Source organism: Nostoc sp., from assembly GCF_036917655.1.
Classification (GTDB): Bacteria; Cyanobacteriota; Cyanobacteriia; order Cyanobacteriales; family Nostocaceae; genus Nostoc.
This window is the reverse complement of the sequence record NZ_JBALCY010000014.1, coordinates 1-26,464: the sequence shown is the minus strand read 5'-3', so window position 1 is coordinate 26,464 and position 26,464 is coordinate 1. Positions and strand designations below refer to the sequence as shown.

Below are 26,464 nucleotides of genomic sequence, written 5' to 3'. Positions count from 1 at the left end.
CGTAACACACACAATACAACTGGCTAATTGATTATCCCGAACAATTTCTTCAAGCGATGTCTACAACGGGCTTCTCTACGAGACGCGACGCCAACGCCTACGCACATCATAAACTATTTATTTATCTGTTTTAGCGCTGATACTGACCAGATGTAATTAAAGCTTAAGCCGCCTCCTTCTCGATATAAACAATACTCGCATAGATGGGCGGCGCGATCGCAAACTAAACGCCGCAGTTCTGCATTAATATATGGACGAGGCATTTTGAATACTTACTTAGGGTTAACGTACTGATTAGCTCTTGCTTTTGCTAAAGTCATAATATGCTCTAGCGTGAGGAAATGATCTAACTCTTGCTGTCGCTTCCTGTAAGACCTTCAGTTTTTGCCCGATAAACTAAATCCTCTAAACGGTCTTTGGCTGCATCTGATAGTTTGAAATCGATAACACTTTGGGGAGTGGTTCCAGCAGCAATAAAATCTATAATTTCGTCGTAGACTTTGGTGGTATTTATATCAAGTCCGGATAATTAGTTATGATTCCCACAGTCATTGCACCCCACCCCCAACCCCTCCCCGCTCTTCGGGAGGGGAGACAAAGCACAGCTTTGGCGGGGTGGGGTTCTTCGGGTTTAATAAGCAATCAAGCGGACATGATATTACAGATGTGTTCATCTGCTACCCTTTTGATTTCTAAATTTTATGCAACTTCCAAATACTTTCCTAGCGTTTTAGGCTCTGGTAGAGGTTCACCATCAGCTAAAGATGATTCAATCAGCATTTCTAAAACTTCCTGAGCATTTTTCAGAGCATCTTCATAAGTCTCTCCGTGAGTGCAAGGCTGCATTATATCCGTAAACTCAGGTAAGAAAACTACATAACATTGGTCTTCTTGTGACCATTGAATCATGATTGTATATTTCATATTTATTCATAAGCTTCTCGTCGATGAGCAATAGTAGTTACCATGACTTGATTTATTCCATCATCAACTTGATAAATTACTCGATAGTCACCAATGCGATAGCGATAATAACCTGCAAAGTCACCTTTAAGAGGTTTAACATTAGGATGAAACCGAGGGTTTTGTTCTAGTTGCTCAAAGCACCTAGCAACCTTTTTGGCTAAGGCTTGGTCTGCCATAGCATAAATCTCCTCGGCTTTGGCAGATAACACAACGTTATACATCAGACCGAATTGTTCTCCAGTTTTTTACCCGACCTTCAGCAATATCTTTTTTACCCCTTTCAAAGGATTCAATAAATCCAGGGATATCAAGCAACTCTTGGGTAGCATCTTCACTTTCTTTATCTGCGAGATACGCTAAAAATTCAGCAACCAGTTCTAGGCGTTCAGAAGATAATCCATCTAGATATTGGTTAATTTGCTGACGAACTTCTGTATTGTTCATATTTTCACCGCTTTTTTACTTCTCTAATTGTGCCAACTTTTTCTGAGCATACTCCCGCACTTTTTCATCTGGGTCATTGTTGGCGCGATCGCGCAACAGTGGTAAAGTCTGTTCATGCTGAGGAAATTGCTTGATAATTAATTGAAGTACTACTGATCGATTATCAAAGAGGTTATCACCCTTAGAAGGTTGAGGGACGGCGATAACACGCAAAAATTCAAACATCCCTGGTTCCTGATTGAAAGTACGCGCTAACTCTTGCACTGCGGAAAGTTGTACGCTGATACTATATTTATCAGAAGTTGCAAGTTCTTTAAGGAAAGATAGCGTGTCAGGGTCATCTTTCCAACCTCTGGCTAATTCTTTTACAGCTTCATCTGGTGAATTACAAGAATCTTGATCGGAGGTAGCGTGTTTTTTTAAGAAAGGTTTTGTGTTCGTGTCATCCTTAAAGGAGCGTGCTAACTCTCTTAATGCTTCACACGCCACACTAGAATGATGATCGAACCTAGTGTATTCTACAAGCCAGCGTAAAGCTTCAGGATTATCTTTCCACCCTTTAGCTATTTCTTTCACGACTGTTTGTCGTACATTACCTTGTTTATCATTGCTAGCGAGTTCTTTAAGAAAGGGTAAAATACCAGGATCATCTTTCCATCCCTGTGCTAATTCGTGAGTGACTGTTTCTCGCACAAATATCAAATCTGATATCGCATGATGTTTTAGGATAGCTAGAGTATTGGGATCATCTTTCCAAGAACGCACTAAGGCTAGCAAGCTAAATTCTCGTACTTCATCACAACGATCGTTAGTACTTGCTTGGAGCAAGGATTTGATGTCGAGATCATCTTTCCAACCCAAAGCTAACTCTTGCACTGCTCCATATCGCACATAATCATCTTTGTCGGAGGTAGCAAGTTTTTTGAGTAAAGCTTTAATGTCAGGATCATCTCTCCATCTCAAAGCTAACTCTTGCACTGCTTCATATCGCACATCCCTATCTTCATGAGATGTCGCACATTTTTTGAGCCAGGGTAAGATGTCAGGGTAATCTTGCCAAGTGCTTACAACTGCTGTAATTGCTTTGGTGCGAATATCCTGAACTGAGTTATTATGTTCTATATCTTTTTGAAAATCTTCTATTTCATTTATTGGCTGCGAAATGTTAATTACATTGCCATATTTAGTTAATCCTTTTATATTTTCACGTAATTTATTGTCAACTAACTCAATTGCGTGACGATTTCTCACCTCTACAAGACACTTAGCCGCTAAAAAGAGATTGACAAACTTTTCCTCTTCGCCATCTTGCACCATTAAATACTCAAGAATCTCCCCCACAAATCTTGGCTCAATCATTCCCGCAATTAACAGCAAGACCTCATGCCAACTTTCATCTTGCCAGTGTTTGCCAAAAACTTCATTCTTCAATTCCTCAATACTCAGCGTTTGCGTTTCTTTAAACTGCCAGACAAACTCCCAAGCACAGAAATATTCTAAAAATGTCCGATGCACAAAGGCATAATAATCCGCACCCAGGAAACATAACATAAAGTTGCGAGTCCGCAGTTGATTAATCATCACCCGCGCAACATCTCTTGGTTTATCAAATTCTATGGTTTTGAGATAATCAGTCAGAACTTTGACTAAATCATTTTCATTAATCAAATTCCCAGCCAAACCTTTCTCACCAGTTTGCATCAGATAAGCAACCTGACGCAGCATCGCTTGCTTATCTTTATAATCAATAGTCTTGGGATCGACCCTCTGATCTTCCATCAAAGCGCGTTCCACATCCCATTGATGTAGCAGCACCCGCGATGCTTGATTATAAAGCTCGGCTCTATCTCTTGGTAGCTCTTGATTCCGATTCAGAATTGCCATCATCGTCAACAGCAGAGGATTTCCCGCCAATTCTGCAATAGATTTGGAAGCTGCAATTCCTCTTTGTAGCCGTTCTCGTTTTCTGACTTTATCTACTGCATCGGTAAAAGTTAACTCATGCCAACGGTTAATAAAATCCTGAATTTGTTCAGAGTTTAAATCTTGTAATATAAAGTGGCGAAACTCAGCATTAAGCAATCGTTGCGGTTTATAGCCAATAATCCGAGAAGTGACAATTACCTGCACATCAGGATAGTCATTAGTAAAGCGATGAATATCAGTAATTACATCCTCTCGCTTACCAGGGTCAAATACCTCATCCAAACCATCAAACATCACTAAGGCATTACCAGCTTTTAATTTTTTATCTAGTTCAAGCTGATTGAGATGATGAATCGCACCACTACATTGATGAAAGAATTCGAGAAAATTATTGCACTCTTTATCTTCCCGTCGCCGCATATAAGTGCGTAATTCAATTAGCAACGGAATTGGTAAAGATATAACATTATCCAGTGGTAACTCAGCCCAATTCAAAGCCAGAAATTGCAACAATGTAGACTTACCTGAACCAGGATCTCCCAAAATCACAGTATATTTATAATCTTGCTTTTTATTGATAACATCTAAAACTGAACGGATCGGCTGTTCAAAATAAACCCGTTTGTGGCGTTCTAATTCTTCTAATTCAACAGCTTCTACTTGGTCACTTTCTCGCAGCCGTCTTAGATGTTCTTTAGGCAGTTCGTGAACTTGTGCTAAAACTTGATGAGTTTCCCGGACATTTTGAGCAGTAAAAATCCGCCATAATTTAAGTTCGTTATAGGCATAGCCGCTAGTATCTAAGCTATCTAACTTGAGATTGCCATAGCGTTCGCGGATTCCTTCTTGATATTTAACTAAATTAAAATCTACAATAACACCAGCAATTTTTTTGGTATTTATTTCAATATCAGATAATTTTTGTAATTCTAAGACATGGTGTAATTCTTTTGAATCTAAAAGAAGTTCTTGGACTTGTGTTAAATATTGTTCTGTAATTGATTGCCAGTTAAACTTAGATGGCAGAGATTTTAATTGCAGCCTGTTCCAACTATCTTCTAGGGTTTTAGCGTCTAGAAATTCACAATTAATATCAAAAGCCTTACCAAGAGTTTCTGCAACCGACTTATCACTGATAAATTTCTTGATGTCTTTGGTGTACTCTTTAATCTCAGTTTCAGCAAGTTTGCAACGAACCTTTAACTGCTGCTGCATGAGTTGCAAAAATTCCTTTAACGCTTTCCCAGCAGCAATTTCTATGTCTTCCTTCTTAAGTTTATGGACAATCTTACCAGGGATGCCTTTTAATAAATCTTTAGCCCAATCTTTAGCAGCATCCTTGGCTAAGTCTTCCAAAATGGGTTTAAAAATAAACCCGGCGGCCTGAGTTACACCCCAAATAGCTAACAAGTCCGGCATAATACTCGCTTCTGTTGAGACTTTGATTACGAGTATATCCACTAGCTTGAGTAATGTTTCCGAATTTCAGGGTTATTGCAGAAACAATACTGTTCATAAGAGGGTAGGATGATTTGTAGCACTATTAACTCTGATTATTCTTCTCTTGCTGAACTCTCTGCGCGATCGCATGACTAAAGTAGTATGACAAGGGGCTGTGTATTTGGGCACAATCAAACTAATTGCGATCGCCCACTAGACCACTCTCCACGAGATAATAAAAATACCTTGTGAGATTCGTGTCTATCATAAATGTCCTTTGATAACCTGTGCAAACTACTTTCAGAAAAACATCCCGTTACCTTTGCTAGTTGGGTTTTGGGAAAAGCGCAAACAAACGTCGAAGTCCTGAAAACCGAATTAAGCATTGAACCGATTCGGGCTGATTATGTTACCTTTTTACAACTACAAGGGCGCATTCTCCATCTAGAATTTCAAACCAAACTAGAATCTACGCCACCCCTGCCCCTGCGGATGCTAGATTATTGGGTACGCTTGTATCGGTTGTATCGTCTACCAATAACGCAAGTTGTCGTATTATTGCTTCCTCCGGCACCAGAAACGGTAATTGAAACTGTCTTCAGTGTCGAAAACACCCGTCACGAATATCGTGTGATTCCTATATGGAACGAAAATCCCGAATTGTTCCTTAATGACCCAGCTTTGTTACCCTTAGCACCACTGGCAGCAACTACGCAACCGCAAACCTTGTTAAAACAAGTTGTGGAACGAGTTAATCAACTTCAGCCAGGACAACGAGCAGAAATTTCAGCTTACACCCAAATCTTGGCAGGGTTAAAATACAAAAAAGACTTCATTAGACAGCTATTTCGGGAGGGTATGATGCGCGAGTCAGTAATTTATCAAGAAATTCTTGCAGAGGGAGAGCAAATAGGGGAGCAAATAGGGGAACAAAGAGGAGAACAACGAGAACGATCGCTCATTCTCCGTCAACTCACTCGCCGTATAGGAGAATTACCCCAAGAGGTGCTAAAGCGCATTGAAACTCTTTCTCTCGAACAATTAGAAAATCTCGGTGAAGCTTTGTTAGATTTTCAGGCGATTGCAGATTTAGAAGTCTGGTTCAGTACATTAGACTAGCACTAGACAATCTAGCGATCGCTATATCCCATTTGCTGAAGAATAGTATGAGCTTTCTCTGGGATACTAACATCGCGGTAATCAGTAAAATGTACCAACCACACAACTAATCCTGATGATTATTCTGTTGCTTGACTCTTTTGGCGAATATTGCACGATCGCATCTAGCCGCACATCCCGCAAGAGAATAAATTCTCTGGCTAATAGCTCAACTCCACTGAAGTGGACTAAAACTTTTGTTCAGTCTTTTTTAGAAGACTTTAGCGATGAGACTGAGAATTCATTCCCAGGTGGTTGTTGGGACTCGCAATTAATTGGAAACTGCGATGTCTACGACGGGCTGCGCGATCGCAATTTTCCCCACTGCCCGCCCAGTTTCGCTATAATCATGAGCCGCCGCTAGTTCTTGTAAGGGATATGTGCGATCAATCACCACACGAATTTTACCCGCTTCAATCAACTCTTTCAGATAAACCAAGTCCTGAGCGTTGGGTTTCTCAAACACCAATTTGGCTTTTTGACCGGGAAGGAACGCTGTTAAGACGATCTCTAACATGACTTCCGGGCTGGGTGAGGTGGTGATATAAATTCCGTTGGGTTTGAGGACTCTTTTGCTTTGTGAGAGCGATCGCTTACCCACTGCATCAAAGATAATGTCATACTGCGCTGTATCCTCGGTGAAATCTTGCTGCGTATAATCAATCACGCGGTCTGCTAAGAGAGATTTCACCAAATCCAAGTTTTTAGTACTGCTAACTCCCGTCACTATTGCCCCTAAAGCCTTAGCAATTTGCACTGCAAAACTGCCTACACCACCCGCAGCACCATTAATCAAAACAGTTTGCCCTGTTTGAATCTTTCCCTGATCTCGCAGTGCTTGCAGAGCCGTGAGCGCTGCTAAAGGCACAGCCGCAGCTTCTTCATAAGATAGGTTTGTTGGTTTAAAAGCCGCCAAGTTTTCTGGGATAGCTGCAAATTCGGCGTAACCTCCTCCAGGGAAGCTAGTACTGCCATAAATAGCATCTCCGGGTTTAAAACGGGTGACACCAGAACCAACGGCTACCACATCTCCCGCCACATCAAACCCCAGAATCTTCGGGAACTTATAGCCAGTAATCAAGCTCATCATGCCTTGGCGGATTTTCCAATCAATGGGATTAACGCTACTGGCACGAACTTTCACAAGTAACTGCGTTGGCTTAATTTTCGGCTGTTCCACATCTTCATACTGCAACACTTCAGCCGCGCCATACCGACGGATAACCACTGCTTTCATCGCATTCCTCCTGCTACCCTGTTTGACTGAATGAACTCAGACAGCATGACTACAGTGTAGCGATGTCACGCCTACGTATCGCTTTTCATTCTTCAGTCGTAAATACAACACCCTCATACAGCAGTTCAATCGGACACTCAAATTCAATGCTCGATAGAGTGATGATATCTCCAGTCGTGTAGGGATAGTAAAGCCACATCCTACCCTCACCCCGACAGTAACGCTCAACGGAGATTTTTTCCGAGTCAATCAAGATATACTCTTGCAAACTGGGGATTGTCAAATAATAAGTAAATTTTTCATCCCGATCTTTAGCGCTTGTACCTGGCGAAAGAACTTCAGCAATCAGCTTGGGATGTTGAATAAATTTGCGGGCATTGAGGTCTTGAGAGTCGCAACTGACAATAATATCAGGATAATAGTAGCGACTCTGGGGAGTGAGTTGCACTTTCACGTCTGACACATTCACTCGACAACCTCTAGAACGCAAATGAGGGCGTAAGGCAGTGTACAAGTTAAGTGCAATGTCGTTATGGGGAATTGTACCGCCTGTCATGGCAAATACTTCGCCATTGGCATATTCGTAGCGAACGTCTTGCTGAGGTTCCCATTCCAGATATTCCTCAACGGTCATTTTTGGCGCTTCTTGGGGGATAGCTATCATAACTCAGATTTTTTCACGCTTGGTTTGATTGTAGCTTTTAAACCCCGCTTCCATTCCTCTCCCCGAAAAGTCGAGAGACTTTGATTCTTGCTAGTCAGCAGTCTACATGAATGTATTCCCATACTCCGTATGAGAACGAGCAAAGCCTCATCAGGCTAATTGCTTTATAAAAATTCCTGATTACTTTCTCAAAATACTTAAATGCTTACTCAAAATGACCTTATGACTTTTGACTTTTTCATTTTGGTGTTTTCCGCAAGTCAAATAAACTTTGACTTATTCAAACCCCAGTTTGCTTTCTAATTTCGGTGTTTTCCGCAAGTCAAATAAACTTTGACTTATGCAAACCCCAGTTTGCTTACTCATTTCAGTGTTTTATGCAAGTCAAATGACCTTTGAGTTATTCAAACCCCAGTTTGCTTTCTAATTTCAGTGTTTTCCGCAAGCAAAAGGCAAAATTATTTTTAAAATCCTTGATTTTCCGTTACTTGTTTATCAATAAGCTGACATCACTGATAAACAATTTAATAAACTCAAAACCTTGCCAATATACGGCTTGTACTTTACCAGGCAAGGATTTTATGATTTGTGTGTACACTGTAGCTTCCCGCGTTGGGAAGGGGGTTAGGGGGTTAGGTTTTTCGTAAAGGTTTGTAATGAGCAATTAAGAAAATTCATTGCGATCGCTCAATCATGTTAGATTATAGTTTGTTGTTTCTCTCAAACACAAAATCCGAGAGTTTCCAACTCATCTCCATAATTGTGGGAATAAAAAAAAGGAGTTGAAAGTTAAGCTTTTTGAAAATTATGTGCAGCAACATATCTATTTTCCCTAGCTCAAATGGCTTACTAGATAAGACTTAGAAGCACAATTGAATATCATTGTCAAAGCAAAAATTAAAAAAAGATGAAGCGCATTTTTACCCTCAAAAAAATGATATGTTAGATACAGAATTGAATTTCGCTTTTTTTCTGGAGTAGAACGATATAGATTATTCCAGTTTTTCACCCTCAAACCCTTGGCATTTATTGCTTTTGACGGAATTTGAGGGCAATCTGAGTACACATTTAAATAACCCAAACCCAGTTTTAAGTTAGTTAAAGTCCTTGCTGGGATTGGGTTATGACTGAGTACAAATAAATCCTGAACCCCTATCTATAAACACTAGAACCCCAACCAAACAATACTAGAACCCCTACCCGAAAAATAAATTTTTAATCCTTGTAATGCTTGAAGAATTAGGGTTTTTATTATTTGAGTACAAGTGTAATAAATCCAATAAATTCTATCCTAGAGAGACGCAACATCTGGCTGGGAGACGGCTGCTATAAATCTTATATCGCCAATCACTTAACGCTCCAATACAAAACGAAGCGAAAAGTGAGTGGAGGGATGACATAGCACCATGCCTGAAGTGAAGAGAAGTCGCGGCTGTAAGCACAAATTCTACCCAAGAACCGAACGTTGACACACACCAGCCGAACATCAGATATCTATTGCCTGCCTTACTTGATAACAAGTCACCCGAACCCAAGGGTTTGCAGGCACTGTGGAAGACGCGACTTCAATTCCTCGGCATATAAGAGTAGCAACACCATCTCCCACAGTGGCAGCCAAGTCCACCGACCTTTTGCGAAACTCAATGACATCACCGTCTACACGACTCCTCAACTCCGACGCTACGGAATCGCCAACCCAAGCAAAATCAGGTGGTTGCGGCTGCGACAGCCCCAGCAGCGCCACCGTGGAAAGGGACGAAACGCTCGAAGAACGCATTGCGAAACATCCCTGCTACAGCGAAGACGCCCATCACCATTACGCCCGGATGCACGTTGCAGTTGCTCCAGCTTGCAACATTCAATGCAACTATTGCAACCGCAAATATGACTGCGCTAACGAAAGCCGTCCTGGAGTAGTTAGCGAATTGCTAACCCCAGAAGAAGCAGCACACAAAGCTTTGGTCATTGGTGGCAAGATTCCCCAAATGACAGTTGTGGGAATTGCTGGCCCTGGCGACCCTCTGGCGAACCCAGAAAAGACTTTCCGCACATTTGAGTTGATTGCAGCCCAAGCACCAGACATCAAGCTGTGCTTATCAACCAATGGTTTAATGCTGCCCGACTACGTTGATCGCATTAAACAATTAAATATAGATCACGTTACGATCACCATTAACATGGTAGATCCAGAGATCGGTGCTAAGATTTATCCTTGGGTTCACTACAACCGCAAGCGTTACAGAGGTCTTGAAGGCGCGAAGATTCTCCACGAAAGACAGATGGAAGGATTACAAGCCCTGAAAGATGCTGACATCTTGTGTAAAGTCAACTCGGTGATGATTCCCGGAATTAATGACCATCACTTAGTCGAAGTGAATCGAGTCATTCGTGAGAAAGGTGCATTCTTGCACAACATCATGCCATTGATTTCTGCACCAGAACATGGCACACACTTCGGTTTAACTGGTCAACGCGGCCCCACACCCAAAGAACTCAAAGAAGTTCAAGACAACTGCTCTGGTAACATGAAAATGATGCGTCACTGTCGCCAGTGTCGTGCCGATGCCGTAGGATTGTTGGGAGAAGACCGCAGTCAGGAATTTTCCAAAGAGAAATTCTTGGAAATGGCTCCAGACTATGATATGGATAAACGCCAAGAAGTTCACGACGGTATTGAGAAGTTTAAAGAAGAACTGAAAGTAGCCAAAGACAAGGCGCTAGCCGGTAAGAAAATTGCCAATAGTCCTAAAATCCTAGTTGCAGTAGCAACCAAAGGCGGCGGATTAGTTAACCAACACTTCGGTCATGCCAAAGAATTCCAAATTTACGAAGTGGGTGGAAACGAAGTTCGCTTTGTAGGTCATCGCAAAATTGACCAATACTGCCAAGGTGGATACGGCGAGGAAGCTACATTTGAGCATATTATGAAAGCGATCGCAGATTGCAAAGCAGTTTTAGCCTCCAAGATTGGTAACAGTCCTCAAGAAAAATTGCAAAAAGCTGGAATACAGAGTGTTGAAGCTTACGACGTGATTGAGAAGGTTGCTTTAGAGTTCTACGAGCAATACGTTAAAGAATTAGGGAATAGGGAATAGGGAGTAGGGAGTAGGGAATTTCAATATTCACCACTCCCCACTTACCACGGACTAAATGCCCCGCTACCGCTAACACCACTCACCACTCCCCATTCCCCACTCCCCACTCCCAAAAAGGACAATAATCATGGCTTACAAAATTACTAGCCAGTGTATTTCCTGCAATCTCTGTCTATCGGGATGTCCCACAAATGCAGTTAAAATGGTTGACGGACAGCACTGGATTGACCCTGAACTTTGTACAAACTGTATTGGTAGCATTCATACCGTGCCTCAGTGTAAAGCTGGTTGTCCCACCTGTGACGGTTGTGTTAAGCAGCCTAGCGACTATTGGGAAGGCTGGTTTGCCGATTACAAGCGCGTAGTTGCTAAATTAACAAATAAACAAGATTACTGGGAACGTTGGTTTAACAGCTATTCCCAGAAATACTCCGAACAGTTGCAAAAGCGTCAGCCCCAAACAATGGGAGCAGAAGCTTTAATAAATCGTAATTCGTAATTGAAGACAACAATGCAAAATAACTGCATCTATCTCGATAATAATGCCACCACTAAGGTAGACTCAGAAGTTATAGAGGTAATGCTGCCTTACCTCACAGATTATTACGGCAATCCCTCCAGTATGCATACCTTTGGTGGGCAAGTCGGTAAAGCAGTGAGAACCGCAAGAGAACAACTTGCAGCCATCCTGGGAGCCGATGAGTCAGAAATTATCTACACAAGTTGTGGAACTGAAGGAGATAACGCGGCAATTCGAGCCGCACTATTAGCGCAACCAGAAAAGCGACACATCGTCACCACCCAAGTTGAACATCCGGCAGTACTCAATGTCTGCAAACAATTAGAAACCCAAGGTTACAGTGTTACCTATCTTTCAGTAAATCATCAAGGGCAGCTGGATCTAGATGAACTAGAAGCTTCCTTGACGGGTAACACCGCCTTGGTGACAATTATGTATGCTAATAACGAAACTGGCACGATTTTCCCGATTGAGCAGATTGGGTTGCGCGTTAAAGAATATGGCGCTATCTTCCATGTAGATGCGGTGCAAGTAGTGGGAAAAATCCCCTTGAATATGAAGACTAGCACCGTGGATATGTTAACCCTGTCTGGTCACAAGCTGCACGGTCCGAAAGGAATTGGTGCTTTATATATCCGACGCGGGGTTCGGTTCCGTCCCTTCATTCTTGGGGGACACCAAGAACGCGGACGTAGGGCGGGAACAGAGAATGTTCCGGCAATTGTTGCCTTGGGCAAAGCTGCCCAACTAGAACTGTTACACTTAGAAGAAGGGACCACAAAACAAAGAAGGCTGCGCGATCGCCTGGAACAAACTTTACTCGCTAAAATTCCCGATTGTGTAGTTAACGGTGACGTTACGCAGAGATTGCCCAACACCACAAATATCGGCTTCAAGTATATTGAAGGTGAAGCTATCTTACTATCCTTGAATAAATACGGTATCTGTGCATCATCGGGTTCTGCTTGCACCTCCGGCTCACTGGAACCTTCCCACGTCCTTCGGGCTATGGGCTTACCCTACACAACTTTGCACGGTTCCATTCGCTTCAGCCTTTGTCGCTACACCACAGAAGCCGAAATCGATCAAGTGATCGAGGTAATGCCCAGTATTGTGGAACGTTTACGCGCCCTCTCACCCTTCAAAAATGATAATGCGGGTTGGTTACAAGAACAAGAGGAAGCACTGGCGCATCGCTAATTAGGGAATAGGGAGTAGGGAATAGGGAATAGGGAATAGGGAATAAAGAATTTAGTACTCCCCACTCCCCACTCCCCACTCCCCACTCCCCACTCCCCCAATCTAAAATCCAAAATCTAAAATCTAAAATTCATTATGTGGGACTACACCGATAAAGTATTAGAACTGTTTTACAATCCCCTGAATCAGGGAGCCATTGAAGAATCTGGCGAACCTGGGGTTAAGCTTGCAATGGGAGAAATCGGTAGCATTGCTTGCGGTGATGCTCTGAGATTGCACCTGAAAGTGGAAGTAGAATCTGATAAGATTCTAGATGCTCGTTTTCAAACCTTTGGCTGTACTAGTGCGATCGCATCTTCTAGTGCATTAACCGAAATGATCAAAGGTTTAACCTTAGATGAAGCCCTGAAAGTGTCCAACAGAGACATTGCAGATTACCTGGGTGGTTTACCAGAAGCAAAGATGCACTGCTCTGTCATGGGACAAGAAGCGCTAGAAGCCGCTATCTATAATTATCGTGGCATACCTCTAGCTACCCATGATGATGATGATGAAGGCGCGTTAATTTGCAGTTGCTTTGGGATCAGCGAGGCCAAAATTCGCCGCGTCGTTCTAGAAAATAATCTCACTGGTGCCGAAGAGGTAACAAATTATGTGAAAGCTGGTGGTGGATGCGGTTCCTGTTTGGCGAACATTGATGATATAATTAAATCAGTTCAACAGGAATACGCCTCACCTGCTCTCAACGATTACGGCGTAAAAGTTGCCACAGAAATTGTTACGTCTAAAGAGCGATCGCTAACTAACGTCCAAAAGATTGCTCTAATTCAAAAAGTTCTCGATGAAGAAGTCAGACCCGTACTCATTGCAGATGGGGGAGATGTAGAACTCTATGATGTCGAAGGCGATCGCGTTAAAGTTGTGCTGCAAGGTGCTTGCGGTTCCTGTTCTAGTAGTACAGCAACTCTGAAAATTGCGATCGAAGCCAGATTACAAGATCGTGTCAGCAAGAGCCTTGTAGTCGAAGCAGTTTAGGAATTGCTTTCTTGACTTAACGTACTCTACAAATACGCCCTAATATGCATTCAGCCAGGAACAGAAAGTAGGATTTGAACCGAATCATTGTCTCCACTCAATGCTTCATACCAATTCGCCAAAAGAAAGTCACAGATTCAAATCCAACTCTCTTAATTACGAATTACGTAGACACCCGAAGGATTGCTCCCCCCAAGGTATTACGAATTACGAATTGGTATCAGTCCTACCACTATTACTGCTAACAGCATATAGGCTTCATAGATTAAGCGCCTAAAAAGCAAATTTCATCATCTAACTCGCTTCAAAGGAACAGAATATGGCCACATTGTACGACAAACTGGGCGGACAACCAGCTATTGAACAAATAGTAGATGAACTCCACAAACGCATTGCCACAGACAGCCTCCTCAATCCCATTTTTGCTGGTACAGATATGCCCAAGCAACGTAATCATCTAGTTGCTTTCCTATCTCAAATTTTTGAGGGACCAAAGCAATACGCCGGTCGTCCAATGGACAAAACCCACGCGGGAATGAATCTACAGCAACCACACTTCGATGCGATCGCCAAGCATCTCGGTGAAGCAATGGCTGTGCGTGGAGAGTCAGCAGAAGACACCAAAGCTGCACTAGATCGCGTCACAAATATGAAGGGCGCTATTTTGAACAAGTAATCGGACTTATGCATTGATTGTTGACAAATAACAACATCAAGTCCTATTGAATCTTGCAAGCTGAAACACATTATGACGTATTTGTAAATTGCGTAATCTCCTAGTCATTAGTCAGGATAAATGATTAATGACTAGGGACAAAAGAAAAAAAATTTAGCCAGGAAATATATGTACTTACTTTCGATCATTTTAGCTGTGGAGCGATCGCCCCCGGCGCCGTTCTACATACCCTCACTGCTGTAGCTCAACAGGTGTGAGAGCCAACAAACCCAAAAAACCCACCAACCAATTGCAGGGAAACACGAATCATGACTGAAGAAAAGATTAGACAGATAGCTTTCTACGGTAAGGGCGGTATTGGTAAATCTACCACTTCCCAAAACACCTTAGCAGCTATGGCAGAAATGGGTAAACGCATCCTCATCGTCGGTTGCGACCCTAAAGCTGACTCCACCCGTTTGATGCTGCACAGCAAAGCTCAAACAACCGTTCTTCACCTCGCCGCAGAACGTGGTGCAGTAGAAGATATCGAACTCCATGAAGTGATGCTAACCGGTTTCCGTGACGTTCGTTGCGTAGAATCTGGTGGTCCAGAACCCGGAGTAGGTTGTGCAGGTCGTGGTATTATCACCGCCATCAACTTCTTAGAAGAAAATGGTGCTTACCAAGACCTAGACTTCGTATCTTACGACGTATTAGGTGACGTTGTGTGCGGTGGTTTCGCAATGCCTATCCGTGAAGGCAAGGCACAAGAAATCTACATCGTAACATCTGGTGAAATGATGGCGATGTACGCTGCTAACAACATCGCTCGTGGTGTTCTCAAGTATGCTCACACAGGTGGCGTGCGTTTGGGTGGTTTGATTTGTAACAGCCGTAACACAGACCGAGAAATCGACTTGATCGAAACCTTGGCAAAACGGTTGAACACCCAAATGATTCACTACGTACCCCGTGACAACATCGTTCAACACGCAGAATTGCGCCGGATGACTGTTAACGAGTACGCACCAGAAAGCAACCAAGCTAACGAATATCGCGCATTGGCTACAAAGATTATCGACAACAAAAATCTATCTATTCCTACACCCATCGAAATGGAAGAACTAGAAGAATTGTTGATTGAATTCGGTATTCTCGAAAGCGACGAAAACACTGCAATGCTAGTTGGTAAGAGTGCTACTGAAGTTCCTGTAGTATAAATCGCTGCTAAGAAATAACGCTTTAGCACAAGGAAAAAGGAAAGATATCAATCTTCCCTTTGACCTTTCATCTTCTCGCTTACATCTCCCCCCTAATCTTAGAGGGGACTCCTAGTCCCCCTATGCCCCCCATCCTTACGAGTCACAGAGGCTAAGTATGACACCTCCAGAAAATCAAAACATCATCGAAGAAAGAAAAGAACTAATTAAAGAAGTTCTCAGTGCTTATCCTGAAAAAGCCGCTAAAAAGCGGGAAAAACACTTAAACGTATACGAAGAAGGTAAGTCCGATTGCGGCGTTAAGTCTAACGTTAAATCCCTTCCTGGGGTAATGACCGCTCGTGGTTGTGCTTACGCCGGTTCTAAAGGTGTGGTCTGGGGTCCTATTAAGGACATGATCCACATCAGCCACGGACCTGTAGGTTGCGGTTATTATTCTTGGTCAGGTCGTCGTAACTACTACATCGGTACCACAGGTATTGACTCCTTTGGTACCATGAACTTCACCTCCGACTTCCAAGAACGAGATATCGTCTTTGGTGGAGACAAGAAACTTACCAAGCTCATCCAAGAACTTGATGTACTTTTCCCCCTTAACCGTGGTGTTTCCATTCAATCTGAATGTCCCATCGGTCTAATTGGGGATGACATCGAAGCTGTTGCTCGCAAGACATCGAAAGAAATTGGCAAGCCAGTTGTACCTGTGCGTTGCGAAGGCTTCCGGGGTGTTTCCCAATCTTTGGGACACCACATTGCTAACGACATGGTTCGTGACTGGGTGTTCACCAGATCAGACCAAGCTAAGAAAGACGGTACACTCAAGTTTGAAGGTACTCCTTATGATGTAGCCATCATTGGTGACTACAACATCGGTGGTGATGCTTGGGCTAGCCGCATCCTGTTAGAAGAACTCGGCTTGCGCGTAGTCGCTCAGTGGTCTGGTGATGGCACAATCAACGAAATGTTGATGAGCCCCAATGTGAAGATGAACCTCATCCACTGTTATCGGTCGATGAACTACATCAGCCGTCACATGGAAGAAGCTTATGGTATACCCTGTACGAAGTATGATTTAATAGTTTTTAATACCAGGATTTAGTCCACGTCTAACTTTGCTTGATTTAAACATTGTTCTAAATGGACTAAATTTTAAGACACATTTAAGACACAATGAAAAGCAGGGCACAGGACGTTTTTGAGGATTTCACTCCGCCAGCATCTACCGATGGCAGCTATCTAGGAACGCAGAAACAAATGAAGGCTACTCGGCAGCATCTGGAACGCAAGTTTGATGAAGGTTTGACAAACACTAGGGCCCGTCTAAAAGCCGCTAAGGTGAAAGTGGGTTTGGTCGTGGCACGGGAGACTATTCAATTGCAAGCATCCCTACCCATCAAGCCGGGCGATCGCGACATTAAAGGAACTGGTTTTAAGCAGTACAAGATTTCGCTAAATATCCCTGCAAGTTTGGACGGGTTGAGAACAGCTGAGGAAGAGGCAAACGAGCTAGGCAAGCTACTCGCCCGTAAACAGTTTGAATGGACTGACAAATATCTGGGTAAAATCGCTAAGGTCGCCAACAGATCCCAAACCCTTGGTGATGTTTTAGAAGAGTTTGAAACTGAGTATTTCAAAACACGCAAGTTAACAGAAAAAAGTAAACACACCTTTTTCTATTACAAGGAGTATTTGCGGCGATTGATTGGACTAGATACTTTGCTGAATCAATCGGAGATTGATAAAAGATTTGCAGAGTTGACGGGAGACTCTGCCAAATACAGCGCCGTTAAATCGTTGAAGGTTTTAAAATCAACTCTTAATTTAACTAGTTTCACTCTCGAACATTTTAAAGCTACACAACCCAAAAGTCAGGCTAGGGACATTCCCAGTGATGAGGATATCATCAAATATCAGGAATCTTTTCATCATTATTCTTTGACTAGAAGCCTAACAATCAAAAAGAGTTGTTTAGACAGTTGGAAGATGTGGGAATGGGTGTATGGAATGCTTGCTACTTATGGATTGCGCCCAAGAGAACTGTTTGTAAATCCTGAAATTGATTGGTGGTTGAGTCCTGAAAATAAAGATAATACATGGAAGGTTCACCCAGATACTAAGACTGGTTATAGAGAAGCTTTACCGCTACATCCTGAATGGGTTTACTTGTTTGATTTAAAAAACGTAGAGTATTTGGAATTGTTAAAAGCTCAAACTGATGACAGAATTAGTTTTGCAGATATCAATACTATTCGGGTTAATTGTTCATCATGGTTTAGGCGCGTAAATATTCCCTTTACGCCCTATGACTTACGCCACGCTTGGGCAATTCGAGCGCACATGATGGGCATTCCAATTAAAGCTGCTGCTGACAATTTGGGGCATTCCGTAGAAATTCACACTGAGATTTATCAGAAGTGGTTCAGTTTGGAGAACCGGAAGAAGGTAATTAAGCAGGCAGTAGATAAAAAAGATGGCATTGATGCGTTGAAGGAGGAGAATGCACGGCTAAGGGCTGAGGTGGAATATCTCAGGCAAGCTCTGGCACGGCATCAAATCATTGAGGTGCTGTCTACTTAACTCACTGCAAAGTGTGGCTTATTAGCAGAGGTGCATCTCTATCTGTTTAGCTTTTGAAACTGTTAAACTAGCACTGATACATTTTTGGGCAATATATTAGATAAAAAAGGCTATTTTTTGGGAATTTTTGTTAAAAAATAGCCAGTCAAAAAAATGTCTACAGTTGCTAAAAACGGCATCCAGAGCGAGTTTTAACCGCCTACAGTTGCGTCTACACCTGTAGAGACTGTAGACGCACTTAACCCGCACTGCAACCGCACTTGTCACCGTTGATCGTGGCAGTGTAACCGCCTTTATCACCGTCGATCGTGGCACACAAAGCGCACTTGTCACCGTCTGTTGTTGGGGTGTAGGCGAACTGTAGACGAGTTGAAACCGTGCATAAGTTGACTATCAACCGTGCTTTAGTTCCTTGATGAAAGCGTCAATCGCCTTTCCTGCCGTTGATTGCTTGCCAACTTTTAGCTTATTCAAAGTGCGATCGCGGGTCGCCTCATAGTCTGGCTGCACGGATGCAGATGTTGTCTTTTCCTGTTGCCTGAGTTGCTGGTTTTCGTTCTCCAGTTCCAAAATGCGTTCTAATCTCCTTTTGAGAACTGTACCATCACTCAAGATATCGTTCTCTCGCTCAACGTCAGCCAATTCCTCCGCTAGTTCTTCAAATAGCTGCTCTAACACCTTCTTTTCCTCGCGGGAATGCTTGAGACGAGTTTCTAGGCTTTCAACCTCGGCTTGCAACTGGTCGATAGTTTCGCTGTTCGCTACAGTTGAGTCTTCATTGCTTTCTTGCCCGGTAGTGCTAGTTTCCTTCTCTACTACCGGGCTTTCAATTTTCCCAAGGCTGACATCTCCTGACGCAGTTGAGAGACCGCTTGCCACAGTTGGGCAATATCGTCACTGATACTTGCTGTAGCTTTCGGTGTGGTTACAGATAATTTTTCTGTAACTTGAGTTTTGGGAGACTCTTCAAGCTGTACAGCTATCTCTTCTAAGCGTTCAATGGTGAGTTCAGCTATCTTGCCTATGTAACGCTTATGTAACTTGCCTTGAATTTTGCGGTAGCCATACCAATAACCAGTTTTCTCAACCCTGGCGGTGAAACCTGTAAGTGAAGATTTTGGCTCGTAACGAAAGGAGTTATGACTTGTTAACCATTCAAGCCATTGAGGCGAGTTTGACTCGACATCGATAATGGAGCCGCTATCAGTTGCCAGCATCCCTTGGATGACTGTTGCAATTTTACTCATGGTTACTCAAAGACTTATGTAACTATTCCATGCAATAGTATATATGCAACTTGAGTAACTTAGCAATATCTATGTAACCTATTGACAGTTGCCTAAAAGTTGCAGATAATAGTTAAATAGAGGTTGCAGCGAGTAAATCGTAGCGTCGTTTCGCTCCCCTAGTACCCACATGGGATGGATAAATGATCATCCCGGCTAAAAGAAGCTTGAATGCGCCCCAGTGAGAGAGTTTACACCTCTCCCCCTGGCACGACTTCCCCCTTACCAGTAGTTGAAGCCTATAAGGAGGCAATAAGAATGATAGCGTCAGACGCGCCCACTTTGGGCATTTTTCGTCAAGCGTCAAAGTTTTGGCGTTTGCGAGTGAGTAAAGAATTCGACAAGCCCGAATATTACATTGGTCAAACCGTGCTGCACAAGACAAAAGTGAGGCAGGGTGAAATCTTGTACCCGGTAACAGTGTTTGGCCTTTCCTGGACTGGCATGGACTGGCAGTATAACGTCTCCCTCCCAGAAGATCATCCTTGGTTTAAGCCAAACGACAATGAGTGGGAATGGGTTGATGACCGGGAGCTAGAGCCTATGTAATTAAAATGCCTGGTAGGGGTGATCGTCATCGAGGCGATCGCCCCCACGATCACAAAATCTGAAACCTTGCCAAACAAACATTTTTAGAGCAACGAGGAATTTATATGTCACAAATAGAGCAGTTTGGCAAATTAGTACAAGACGCACGGCGAGATGACGGCTATATCAATGCTACCGAATTGTGCAAGCATTTTGGGTATCGACTTGATAGATGGAAGCAGTTGCCAGCAGTAAAAGCTAGATTAAAGCATTTGAAAATTACAGAGCCAACTACAGAGCCTTGGATTGTTCAGCGCGTAGGTAAAACTTGGGTAACTTGGCTTCACCCAATCATGGCAGTTCACTTAGCAAGCTACCTTGATCCAGGCTTTGCCAACTATGTAGCCGAGATTTTTGTCAGGTATGCTGTGGCTGATCCAAGGCTTGCTGCTGATATTGCCTCAAGGCAGGAAACGACCGAGGGGCTAGACATCATTAGCAAGGCAGTCTAGAAGCGCTACGAAGAATAAAAGGCAATCCCTGTCTAAGCAGGGGTTGCTTGACATTTTAAAAACATAAGAATTGTATGTCACAAATAGAGTATTTTGACAAATTAGTACAAAACGCACACAGAGATGACGATTATATCAATGCTACCAAATTGTGCAAGCATTTTGGGTATCGACTTGATAATTGGAAGCAATTGCCAGGAACTAAAGCTAGATTAACAGAGCTTTCTGAAAGATTAAAAATTGAACAGTCAAGCCTTAAACCCTGGATTGTTGAGCGCGTAGGCAACACTTGGGCAACTTGGGTTCACCCAATCATGGCAGTTCACTTAGCAAGCTACCTTGATCCAGGCTTTGCCAACTACATAGCCAAGATTCTTATCAAGTACGTCACTGCCGATCCAACGCTTGCTGCTGACATTGCCTCAAGGCAGGAAACGACGGAGGGGCGGGACATCATTAAAAAGGCAGTTCAGGAGCGTTACGAGTTTCTTAAGTGTGAGTTAGCCAGTAACTATTACATAATCAAAGACGCTTGGGGGGATAAATTATACTACAACACTCGTACTGGAAGAATTCAATTAGATGGGAGTCCTTTAAGTTTACAGTCTCTGAAAACCACGCTTAGGCGAGAACTTAATGTTGAGGTCAACTGTCAAGACGCAGAACAAATCGTTAAAATCCTAGCTATCATCAATACCTATCCTTTAATGGATGCTGCGGATCAGCAGATATTCAAGGAGAAATATTCGTTTGATCTCAGGACAAGAAACTTTGTGCCAACACCAGAATGTCCGACACCGCCAAAATTAATTTGAGGCTTGGTTTTTAGGATACCCTCCATTGTTCGTGACTGGGGGGGTATTTTTTGGCGATCTACTCCCCTTGAGACGTGGGTGATTAATATTACATAGTTGACACACTAATTTTTTAAAATTTAAAAAGTTGGTTTTTTCACTGGATCTCCGGGATCAGGTCAAAAAATTGTAGCCCCATACACTCATTATTCTTTTTTAATACTTAAAAAGACTAAATTATCCAAATGATCAGAATTCGACTCACTGTTTTTGGCACGGGTCAAATTTTGACTATTTTAGCTATTTAGTATTATTTATTATCTAAAGTAATGAATTTACCCCTTAATATCACGTATATCTTGATTTTCAGTCAAAAAACACACTTACCTGTTGTTAATACAGATAATTTGATAATAATTAAGTATAAAAAATTATAATGCAGTTCTACGGGATTAAAATGATCAGAATTTGACCCGTGCCAAAAACAGTGAGTCGAATTCTGATCATTTGGATAATTTAGTCTTTTTAAGTATTAAAAAAGAATAATGAGTGTATGGGGCTACAATTTTTTGACCTGATCCCGGAGATCCAGTGAAAAAACCAACTTTTTAAATTTTAAAAAATTAGTGTGTCAACTATGTAATATTAATCACCCACGTCTCAAGGGGAGTAGATCGCCAAAAAATACCCCGCCCAGTTGTAACTTCACCGATAACTTTCCCGCAACGTGCAGCACCAAGACCAGCCGCCGCCGATTGTGTACAAAAACGTCGGGCGATCGCTGAAGACTACCGTAAATTGTCTGCAACGCGATCGCTAACTCTCCCGATTGGGCCTTAACCCTTAATTGAGTTTCACTCAACGACAACTCGATGACAATTGAGCGATCGCTAACTCTCCCGGTCGAGCCTTAACCCTTGATAGAGTTTCACTCAACGACAACGCGATGGCGTACCCGGTTGCTGTAGGCGATCGCAATTGAGCAGATGTAACTTCCAACTCCTGACTTCCGCCTTCCATCAACTAGCTGGGGAAGTTGTAAGAAGAAGAAAGGAAGTTAACGCAACGTGCAGCGCTACCTTGAGGTCAGCCCCGAACAGCGACGCAAAGCACTTTCTGTAATCGGGTTTTGATTTGACTTGGCAACCACTAAACTTTAGGCACTTTTTACTACCCTGCGAACAACGCACGAACAACATGGAACCCTATAGGGTTCCATGTACGTGTGATGTACGAATGCAGTGTGTTGCAGCTTCGTAGATACGTCGTCGGCCTTGTCGAGGATTAAGGCACGATATGTCATATCGTCGTTGAACAGTCGTTAAACAGCCGTAGAAATTATTGGTTTTTTCTATGCTCTCCAAAGTCACTCCTTAAGTCTCTAAAAACGCTATTCTCTGCTATAACACTTCAACCGCTACTAGGCATATAACCACCCTATGGGTGGAAAATTTTAGCAACTCATTACAAGCCTTTCTACACCCCATGTTGCGCTATGCGAAATATTAACTCTCGCTAAACGCTATAACGCTCTATAACAGCACCCGTGCAAGCAGCAGTTTTAGCGTGGTTTAGTTTTCGGAGATATATTATATCTCCCAGAACTATTAGCGTGGTTTAGCGTGGTTTATTTTCGCGGAAACCTTAAGGCTTCAGATGTTTTTCAACGTAGTTTGAATGCAGATATCAATTAGCCGAAGAAGTCATGCTGCTAAAAATCGAGAGTGCAGTAACTCATTACCACGTTGCATCCTGACGCAGACTGTACAGCAGTTCTCGCCAGCATCAAATTTTTGCAACGGCAGAGCGTGAGTGGCGCGAATTTTGCGACCGCACAGAGTGAACCAAGTTGCTTCACCAGGCTTCTCGCTATCCATTAGGTGCAGCACTCCGTTTTCGCTTATCCGCCTTCCTAGTACATCCATGTCTATTACACTCGCGTCTTAACCCAGTGTATAAAGCTTGACGTTTACCCTGCAAGCATTTGCAAAAATTTGCTGGACTACTTTAAGTTATCCGCCAGCGAAAATTGACGAAAATTTACCGGACAACATCAGGTTATCCGTCAGCAAGTTTAACAAATGAAGTTGTGTTCTTCGACCTTAAGCCCAAAGAACACAACTTCATTTGTTGCATCTCCTGTCGAGTGTTAAGGCACGACCCATAATTCTGCTGGGCATACAGCTAAAACTTCATGCCCCTTTACCCCAGTAAGCCACAATTCGCAAATCAAATTACCATTTCACTGGGGTTTTGGATGTTTAAATCATAAGCTTTAAGACAAAAACAAGCCACGCAAAACGCAGACTTCCAGGACTGTTTATATATAAGGATTATAGGTTTTAATCTACCGTATACCCTGGTTGGAATACAATTTCTTCGGCCCCACCAAGATTGCTGAATCTTTACGGGAAATCGCTTCCAAGTTTGACGAAACAATCCAAGCAAACGCTGAGAAGATTATCGCCAAGTATCAGCCCACAATGGATGCGATTCTTGGCAAGTATCGCCCCCGCTTGGAAGGTAAGACTGTTGCCATCATGGTTGGTGGTCTACGTCCTCGCCACGTTGTCCCAGCGTTCCAAGACTTGGGCATGAAGATGATAGGTACTGGTTATGAGTTTGCTCATAACGATGACTACAAACGTACTGCTCCCTTCATCGAAGACGGCACCATCGTTTATGACGACGTTACCGCTTACGAATTCGAGGAATTTATCAAAGCCCTCAAGCCCGACCTTGTAGCCTCTGGTGTGAAAGAGAAGTACGTCTTCCAAAAGATGGGTCTACCTTTCCGTCAAATGCACTCTTGGGATTACTCCGAACCTAGCGATGCCTCCGGCGGGCTACGCGCCAACGCACTTCAACATCATATAATGCAAGATTTTTTAGTGGCAGGAGAATAAAGAGCTTATTTCTAGCCTAAATGCGACTTGTAGGGTTATCTAGGAACAATTTGTTTTTGTGCTTTAAACAATATAACTCTTATGGAGTCTCGTTTTTAGGATTTGCTTGCATTTTGCTCAAAGAAAAACTGTAAAATGAAAGACTATTTTAAATGACGATTTTTTAGATTAAATGGTGCCGCAGCTACGCCCGTCGTAGACATCGCATTAGCGTTTGTGGTCAGCAACGACCAATAAACTTTGCAACTCCACCAGCGATGTTCGACACTCAACTGCACTAGGATTTTTATACAACTATCTCACTAATACTTTGTAGTTCATAAACATCCTAAAACTTATCATGCACAGAACTTTTCTTTATACACCATTGGTAAAGGTAAGCAGCAGAAATGAACCAAAGCCACCAGGATCTTAGCAGAAAAATATCATAAGTTAATCTTGGTGTTCTTAAATCAGCAAAGGTTTGCTTAAAACTGCTAACAAACAAAATATAGATTGCGAAAACCGCAACAATTGGCAAAATTGATAACACAAGTATTCCAAAATCCCGAATAACCAAGGATCTAAATTTTGGCAGAATAAGCCATTGCGGTGGATTTGACCACAGAAGCTTGAGCAAAAATGCATATACTCTTGTCAAAATCAAAAACCAGATGAGAGCTAACAGCAATGCAATAGCAGAAACTCCAAAGAAAAAAATTAGACCACCGTTACTTGTAATAGATAGAAAACCAAGACCGCCTACAAGTAAGTAGCGCCAAAATTCAAATGCAAAAAGTACGGTTGCACCGATGTAGGCTGGTATTGCTAATCTAATAGCCATCATCCACGATTTTGGATAAGGTAGCCAAGCAGGAAACCAACTTTTATTGCTCATAAACTAAATGCCAGTTTCAAGTTCCGGGTAGAATATATGCTGATTAAAAGTCATTCCGATAGCTGATCGTGTTTAATTAATCACTCTTGATCATAACGAAACTACAGCAGAACTCATAACAGTATAAACACACAGTAAATATTTAAATTTACAGTCCGACAACGTTAAAGCCTCACACTAATTACAGGAATCTTGTGAGATTTATAAGAAGTAGACCCTTGGTGCGATCGCATGACAGAGATTATCTGTGAGATGCATAAAAATTAGACCCTTAGTGCGATCGCTATGACAGGCTGTTCTGTGATCGCTTCGTTGCACCGCCATGTCAACCTGTTTTAGACTTAGAAAAATGCTATGCAATAATCACCATGAGCTATCACGATATTATTACAATTGAGCCGGACAAGCGAGGCGGTAAGCCTTGTATTCGACGGATGCGAATTACCGTGTACGATGTTCTAGGCTGGTTAGCAGCTGGTATGTCTCATGGGGAGATATTAGACGACTTCCCTGAATTAACAGAAGAAGATATTAGAGCAAGTCTAGAGTTTGCTGCTGACCGTGAACATCGTTTAGTTGCCTCTCTACAAGATGCTACGCAAACGGTAGGTGGTCTTTGAAGCTGCTTTTTGATCAAAATTTGAGTCGCAAGCTAGTAACTCAATTAGCAGACGTTTTCCCTGATTCCAGTCATGTTCAGTTTCATGGGCTGGAAGTGAAGACTGATACTGAAATATGGGAATTTGCTAAAACCAATGACTTTTGCATCGTAACTCAAGATGTAGATTTTGCCGAAAGAAGCCGTTTGTACAGTTCTCCGCCTAAAGTTATATGGCTACGTTGTGGAAATGCACCAACAAAACAAGTTGAATCTCTACTTCATTCTGGCGTGGAGGTGATTCAGAGGCTGCTCAATAATCCAAATCTGCATTGTCTAGAATTATACTAAGGCTTTCCTTTCGAGGGATTGTGTGTGAGATGCATAAGAAGTAGACTGGTGGTGCGATGTCTACGACGGTCTACACTTATGCATTCACTCGACAACCAGCTTGCGATCGCGTGATGAGGGTATACGATCGCATTAAACTGTCCAATCCTCAATTAACAATCCGGGTACTTTGCCCAAATCCCGATGATTGCGTGTTAATAAAACTAATTTACGAGATAGTGCGATCACCGAATAGCCCGTCTTAGACATCACAGTAAAAGAAGTAGACTGTTGTTGCGATCGCCTTTACTCGACAACACGCCACTGTATATTCATACTGGGTGAAGTTAAGCGATCACCTCTAACTCAGGAATATACTCAGTTTCGTAGTTTTCAATTATAGCAGTAGCCATATAGGTTAGGACATATAATCTGATTAGCAGTGTTAAATATGTAGCTGAAATCTTTGATCGATATTATGGCTAAACCCTAC

28 protein-coding genes and 3 pseudogenes are annotated in these 26,464 nt (G+C 42.5%); 16 read left to right on the top strand and 15 right to left on the bottom strand.

Annotation, left to right across the window (positions count from 1 at the left end; translation table 11 throughout):
• Nucleotides 1-113 precede the first annotated feature (113 nt).
• From V7K30_RS07835 to V7K30_RS07810, 6 genes and pseudogenes are all read right to left on the bottom strand, one after another.
• On the bottom strand, nucleotides 114-263 hold the full coding sequence (locus V7K30_RS07835) for a hypothetical protein (protein ID WP_334998544.1): 150 nt from the start codon (nucleotides 261-263) through the stop codon (nucleotides 114-116).
• A 9-nt stretch (nucleotides 264-272) separates the two neighbouring features.
• A pseudogene (locus V7K30_RS07830) lies at nucleotides 273-514 on the bottom strand (hypothetical protein).
• Nucleotides 515-699: 185 nt separating this feature from the next.
• A complete protein-coding gene (locus V7K30_RS07825) occupies nucleotides 700-924 on the bottom strand; it encodes a type II toxin-antitoxin system HicB family antitoxin (RefSeq protein WP_334998543.1) in 225 nt (74 codons plus the stop codon).
• A 2-nt stretch (nucleotides 925-926) separates the two neighbouring features.
• Nucleotides 927-1,187 (bottom strand): type II toxin-antitoxin system RelE family toxin, encoded by a 261-nt coding sequence (locus V7K30_RS07820; RefSeq protein ID WP_334998542.1) that lies wholly within the window; start codon nucleotides 1,185-1,187, stop codon nucleotides 927-929.
• Nucleotides 1,180-1,410 (bottom strand): hypothetical protein, encoded by a 231-nt coding sequence (locus V7K30_RS07815; RefSeq protein WP_334828007.1) that lies wholly within the window; start codon nucleotides 1,408-1,410, stop codon nucleotides 1,180-1,182. The genes V7K30_RS07820 and V7K30_RS07815 overlap by 8 nt, the downstream gene beginning before the upstream one ends.
• A gap of 15 nt (nucleotides 1,411-1,425) precedes the next feature.
• Nucleotides 1,426-4,755: an NACHT domain-containing protein gene (locus V7K30_RS07810; RefSeq protein ID WP_334998708.1), complete on the bottom strand. Its 3,330-nt coding sequence runs from the start codon at nucleotides 4,753-4,755 to the stop codon at nucleotides 1,426-1,428.
• 291 nt (nucleotides 4,756-5,046) lie between these two features.
• On the opposite strand from V7K30_RS07810, the gene V7K30_RS07805 reads away from it, so the two are divergent.
• A complete protein-coding gene (locus V7K30_RS07805) occupies nucleotides 5,047-5,895 on the top strand; it encodes an Rpn family recombination-promoting nuclease/putative transposase (protein WP_334998541.1) in 849 nt (282 codons plus the stop codon).
• A gap of 310 nt (nucleotides 5,896-6,205) precedes the next feature.
• On the opposite strand, the gene V7K30_RS07800 is transcribed toward V7K30_RS07805, so the two are convergent.
• The gene (locus tag V7K30_RS07800) at nucleotides 6,206-7,171 is read right to left on the bottom strand and encodes an NAD(P)-dependent alcohol dehydrogenase (protein WP_334998540.1); all 966 of its coding nucleotides are present in this window, start codon (nucleotides 7,169-7,171) and stop codon (nucleotides 6,206-6,208) included.
• Between the two features lie 85 nt (nucleotides 7,172-7,256).
• The gene (locus V7K30_RS07795; RefSeq protein ID WP_334998539.1) at nucleotides 7,257-7,835 is read right to left on the bottom strand and encodes a Uma2 family endonuclease; all 579 of its coding nucleotides are present in this window, start codon (nucleotides 7,833-7,835) and stop codon (nucleotides 7,257-7,259) included.
• A gap of 1,643 nt (nucleotides 7,836-9,478) precedes the next feature.
• Here V7K30_RS07795 and nifB point away from each other — a divergent pair.
• The 8 genes and pseudogenes from nifB (at nucleotide 9,479) to V7K30_RS07755 (ending at nucleotide 18,140) form a co-directional block, all read left to right on the top strand.
• Complete coding sequence (nifB, locus tag V7K30_RS07790; RefSeq protein WP_334998707.1) at nucleotides 9,479-10,930, top strand: nitrogenase cofactor biosynthesis protein NifB; 1,452 nt, start codon at nucleotides 9,479-9,481, stop codon at nucleotides 10,928-10,930.
• 127 nt (nucleotides 10,931-11,057) lie between these two features.
• Nucleotides 11,058-11,429 carry a DUF362 domain-containing protein gene (locus V7K30_RS07785; protein ID WP_334998538.1) on the top strand — a complete coding sequence of 124 codons (372 nt, stop codon included), beginning with the start codon at nucleotides 11,058-11,060 and terminating at the stop codon, nucleotides 11,427-11,429.
• 12 nt (nucleotides 11,430-11,441) lie between these two features.
• On the top strand, nucleotides 11,442-12,650 hold the full coding sequence (gene nifS / locus V7K30_RS07780) for a cysteine desulfurase NifS (RefSeq protein WP_334998537.1): 1,209 nt from the start codon (nucleotides 11,442-11,444) through the stop codon (nucleotides 12,648-12,650).
• Nucleotides 12,651-12,785: 135 nt separating this feature from the next.
• The gene (gene nifU, locus V7K30_RS07775; protein WP_334998536.1) at nucleotides 12,786-13,685 is read left to right on the top strand and encodes a Fe-S cluster assembly protein NifU; all 900 of its coding nucleotides are present in this window, start codon (nucleotides 12,786-12,788) and stop codon (nucleotides 13,683-13,685) included.
• 319 nt (nucleotides 13,686-14,004) lie between these two features.
• A complete protein-coding gene (locus tag V7K30_RS07770; protein WP_334998535.1) occupies nucleotides 14,005-14,361 on the top strand; it encodes a globin domain-containing protein in 357 nt (118 codons plus the stop codon).
• A gap of 308 nt (nucleotides 14,362-14,669) precedes the next feature.
• Nucleotides 14,670-15,563 (top strand): nitrogenase iron protein, encoded by an 894-nt coding sequence (gene nifH, locus V7K30_RS07765; RefSeq protein ID WP_334998534.1) that lies wholly within the window; start codon nucleotides 14,670-14,672, stop codon nucleotides 15,561-15,563.
• 157 nt (nucleotides 15,564-15,720) lie between these two features.
• Nucleotides 15,721-16,635, top strand: a pseudogene (locus V7K30_RS07760) (nitrogenase component 1); the annotation flags it as partial.
• A 98-nt stretch (nucleotides 16,636-16,733) separates the two neighbouring features.
• The gene (locus V7K30_RS07755; RefSeq protein ID WP_334998533.1) at nucleotides 16,734-18,140 is read left to right on the top strand and encodes a site-specific integrase; all 1,407 of its coding nucleotides are present in this window, start codon (nucleotides 16,734-16,736) and stop codon (nucleotides 18,138-18,140) included.
• Nucleotides 18,141-18,533: 393 nt separating this feature from the next.
• Here the strand turns inward: V7K30_RS07755 and V7K30_RS07750 are convergent, their stop codons facing one another.
• Nucleotides 18,534-19,019 carry a hypothetical protein gene (locus V7K30_RS07750; protein ID WP_334998532.1) on the bottom strand — a complete coding sequence of 162 codons (486 nt, stop codon included), beginning with the start codon at nucleotides 19,017-19,019 and terminating at the stop codon, nucleotides 18,534-18,536.
• Nucleotides 18,956-19,387 carry a hypothetical protein gene (locus V7K30_RS07745; protein WP_334998531.1) on the bottom strand — a complete coding sequence of 144 codons (432 nt, stop codon included), beginning with the start codon at nucleotides 19,385-19,387 and terminating at the stop codon, nucleotides 18,956-18,958. The genes V7K30_RS07750 and V7K30_RS07745 overlap by 64 nt, the downstream gene beginning before the upstream one ends.
• Before the next feature lie 297 nt (nucleotides 19,388-19,684).
• Between V7K30_RS07745 and V7K30_RS07740 the strand changes: the two genes are divergently transcribed.
• The 3 genes from V7K30_RS07740 to V7K30_RS07730 all read left to right on the top strand — a co-directional run bounded on the left by V7K30_RS07740 (nucleotide 19,685) and on the right by V7K30_RS07730 (nucleotide 21,281).
• Nucleotides 19,685-19,975 carry a hypothetical protein gene (locus V7K30_RS07740; protein WP_334998530.1) on the top strand — a complete coding sequence of 97 codons (291 nt, stop codon included), beginning with the start codon at nucleotides 19,685-19,687 and terminating at the stop codon, nucleotides 19,973-19,975.
• 104 nt (nucleotides 19,976-20,079) lie between these two features.
• Nucleotides 20,080-20,466: a KilA-N domain-containing protein gene (locus V7K30_RS07735; RefSeq protein WP_334998529.1), complete on the top strand. Its 387-nt coding sequence runs from the start codon at nucleotides 20,080-20,082 to the stop codon at nucleotides 20,464-20,466.
• A 74-nt stretch (nucleotides 20,467-20,540) separates the two neighbouring features.
• Nucleotides 20,541-21,281, top strand: coding sequence for a KilA-N domain-containing protein (locus V7K30_RS07730; RefSeq protein ID WP_334998528.1), 741 nt, complete (start codon nucleotides 20,541-20,543; stop codon nucleotides 21,279-21,281).
• A gap of 628 nt (nucleotides 21,282-21,909) precedes the next feature.
• Here V7K30_RS07730 and V7K30_RS07725 read toward each other — a convergent pair.
• The 3 genes from V7K30_RS07725 to V7K30_RS07715 all read right to left on the bottom strand — a co-directional run bounded on the left by V7K30_RS07725 (nucleotide 21,910) and on the right by V7K30_RS07715 (nucleotide 23,137).
• Nucleotides 21,910-22,122 (bottom strand): hypothetical protein, encoded by a 213-nt coding sequence (locus tag V7K30_RS07725; RefSeq protein WP_334998527.1) that lies wholly within the window; start codon nucleotides 22,120-22,122, stop codon nucleotides 21,910-21,912.
• Nucleotides 22,119-22,280 carry a hypothetical protein gene (locus tag V7K30_RS07720; protein WP_334998526.1) on the bottom strand — a complete coding sequence of 54 codons (162 nt, stop codon included), beginning with the start codon at nucleotides 22,278-22,280 and terminating at the stop codon, nucleotides 22,119-22,121. Before V7K30_RS07720 ends, V7K30_RS07725 begins: the two co-directional genes overlap by 4 nt.
• Nucleotides 22,281-22,963: 683 nt before the next feature.
• Entirely contained in the window at nucleotides 22,964-23,137 is a 174-nt protein-coding gene (locus V7K30_RS07715) for a hypothetical protein (RefSeq protein WP_334998525.1), read from the bottom strand.
• Nucleotides 23,138-23,608: 471 nt separating this feature from the next.
• On the opposite strand from V7K30_RS07715, the pseudogene V7K30_RS07710 reads away from it, so the two are divergent.
• A pseudogene (locus V7K30_RS07710) lies at nucleotides 23,609-24,186 on the top strand (nitrogenase component 1); the annotation flags it as partial.
• A gap of 308 nt (nucleotides 24,187-24,494) precedes the next feature.
• On the opposite strand, the gene V7K30_RS07705 reads toward V7K30_RS07710, so the two are convergent.
• Together V7K30_RS07705 and V7K30_RS07700 are read right to left on the bottom strand one after the other, a co-directional pair.
• Nucleotides 24,495-25,043: a hypothetical protein gene (locus V7K30_RS07705; protein ID WP_334998524.1), complete on the bottom strand. Its 549-nt coding sequence runs from the start codon at nucleotides 25,041-25,043 to the stop codon at nucleotides 24,495-24,497.
• Nucleotides 25,044-25,244: 201 nt separating this feature from the next.
• Nucleotides 25,245-25,403 (bottom strand): hypothetical protein, encoded by a 159-nt coding sequence (locus tag V7K30_RS07700; protein WP_334998523.1) that lies wholly within the window; start codon nucleotides 25,401-25,403, stop codon nucleotides 25,245-25,247.
• Nucleotides 25,404-25,411: 8 nt separating this feature from the next.
• Here V7K30_RS07700 and V7K30_RS07695 point away from each other — a divergent pair, with 8 nt between their 5' ends.
• Genes V7K30_RS07695 through V7K30_RS07685 form a run of 3 tightly spaced genes read left to right on the top strand, consistent with a single transcriptional unit; the run spans nucleotide 25,412 to nucleotide 26,237 of the window.
• Nucleotides 25,412-25,663, top strand: coding sequence for a DUF433 domain-containing protein (locus tag V7K30_RS07695; protein WP_334998522.1), 252 nt, complete (start codon nucleotides 25,412-25,414; stop codon nucleotides 25,661-25,663).
• A complete protein-coding gene (locus V7K30_RS07690; RefSeq protein WP_334998521.1) occupies nucleotides 25,660-25,992 on the top strand; it encodes a DUF5615 family PIN-like protein in 333 nt (110 codons plus the stop codon). Before V7K30_RS07695 ends, V7K30_RS07690 begins: the two co-directional genes overlap by 4 nt.
• 56 nt (nucleotides 25,993-26,048) lie before the next feature.
• On the top strand, nucleotides 26,049-26,237 hold the full coding sequence (locus V7K30_RS07685; protein ID WP_334998520.1) for a hypothetical protein: 189 nt from the start codon (nucleotides 26,049-26,051) through the stop codon (nucleotides 26,235-26,237).
• The last annotated feature ends 227 nt before the right edge of the window (nucleotides 26,238-26,464 follow it).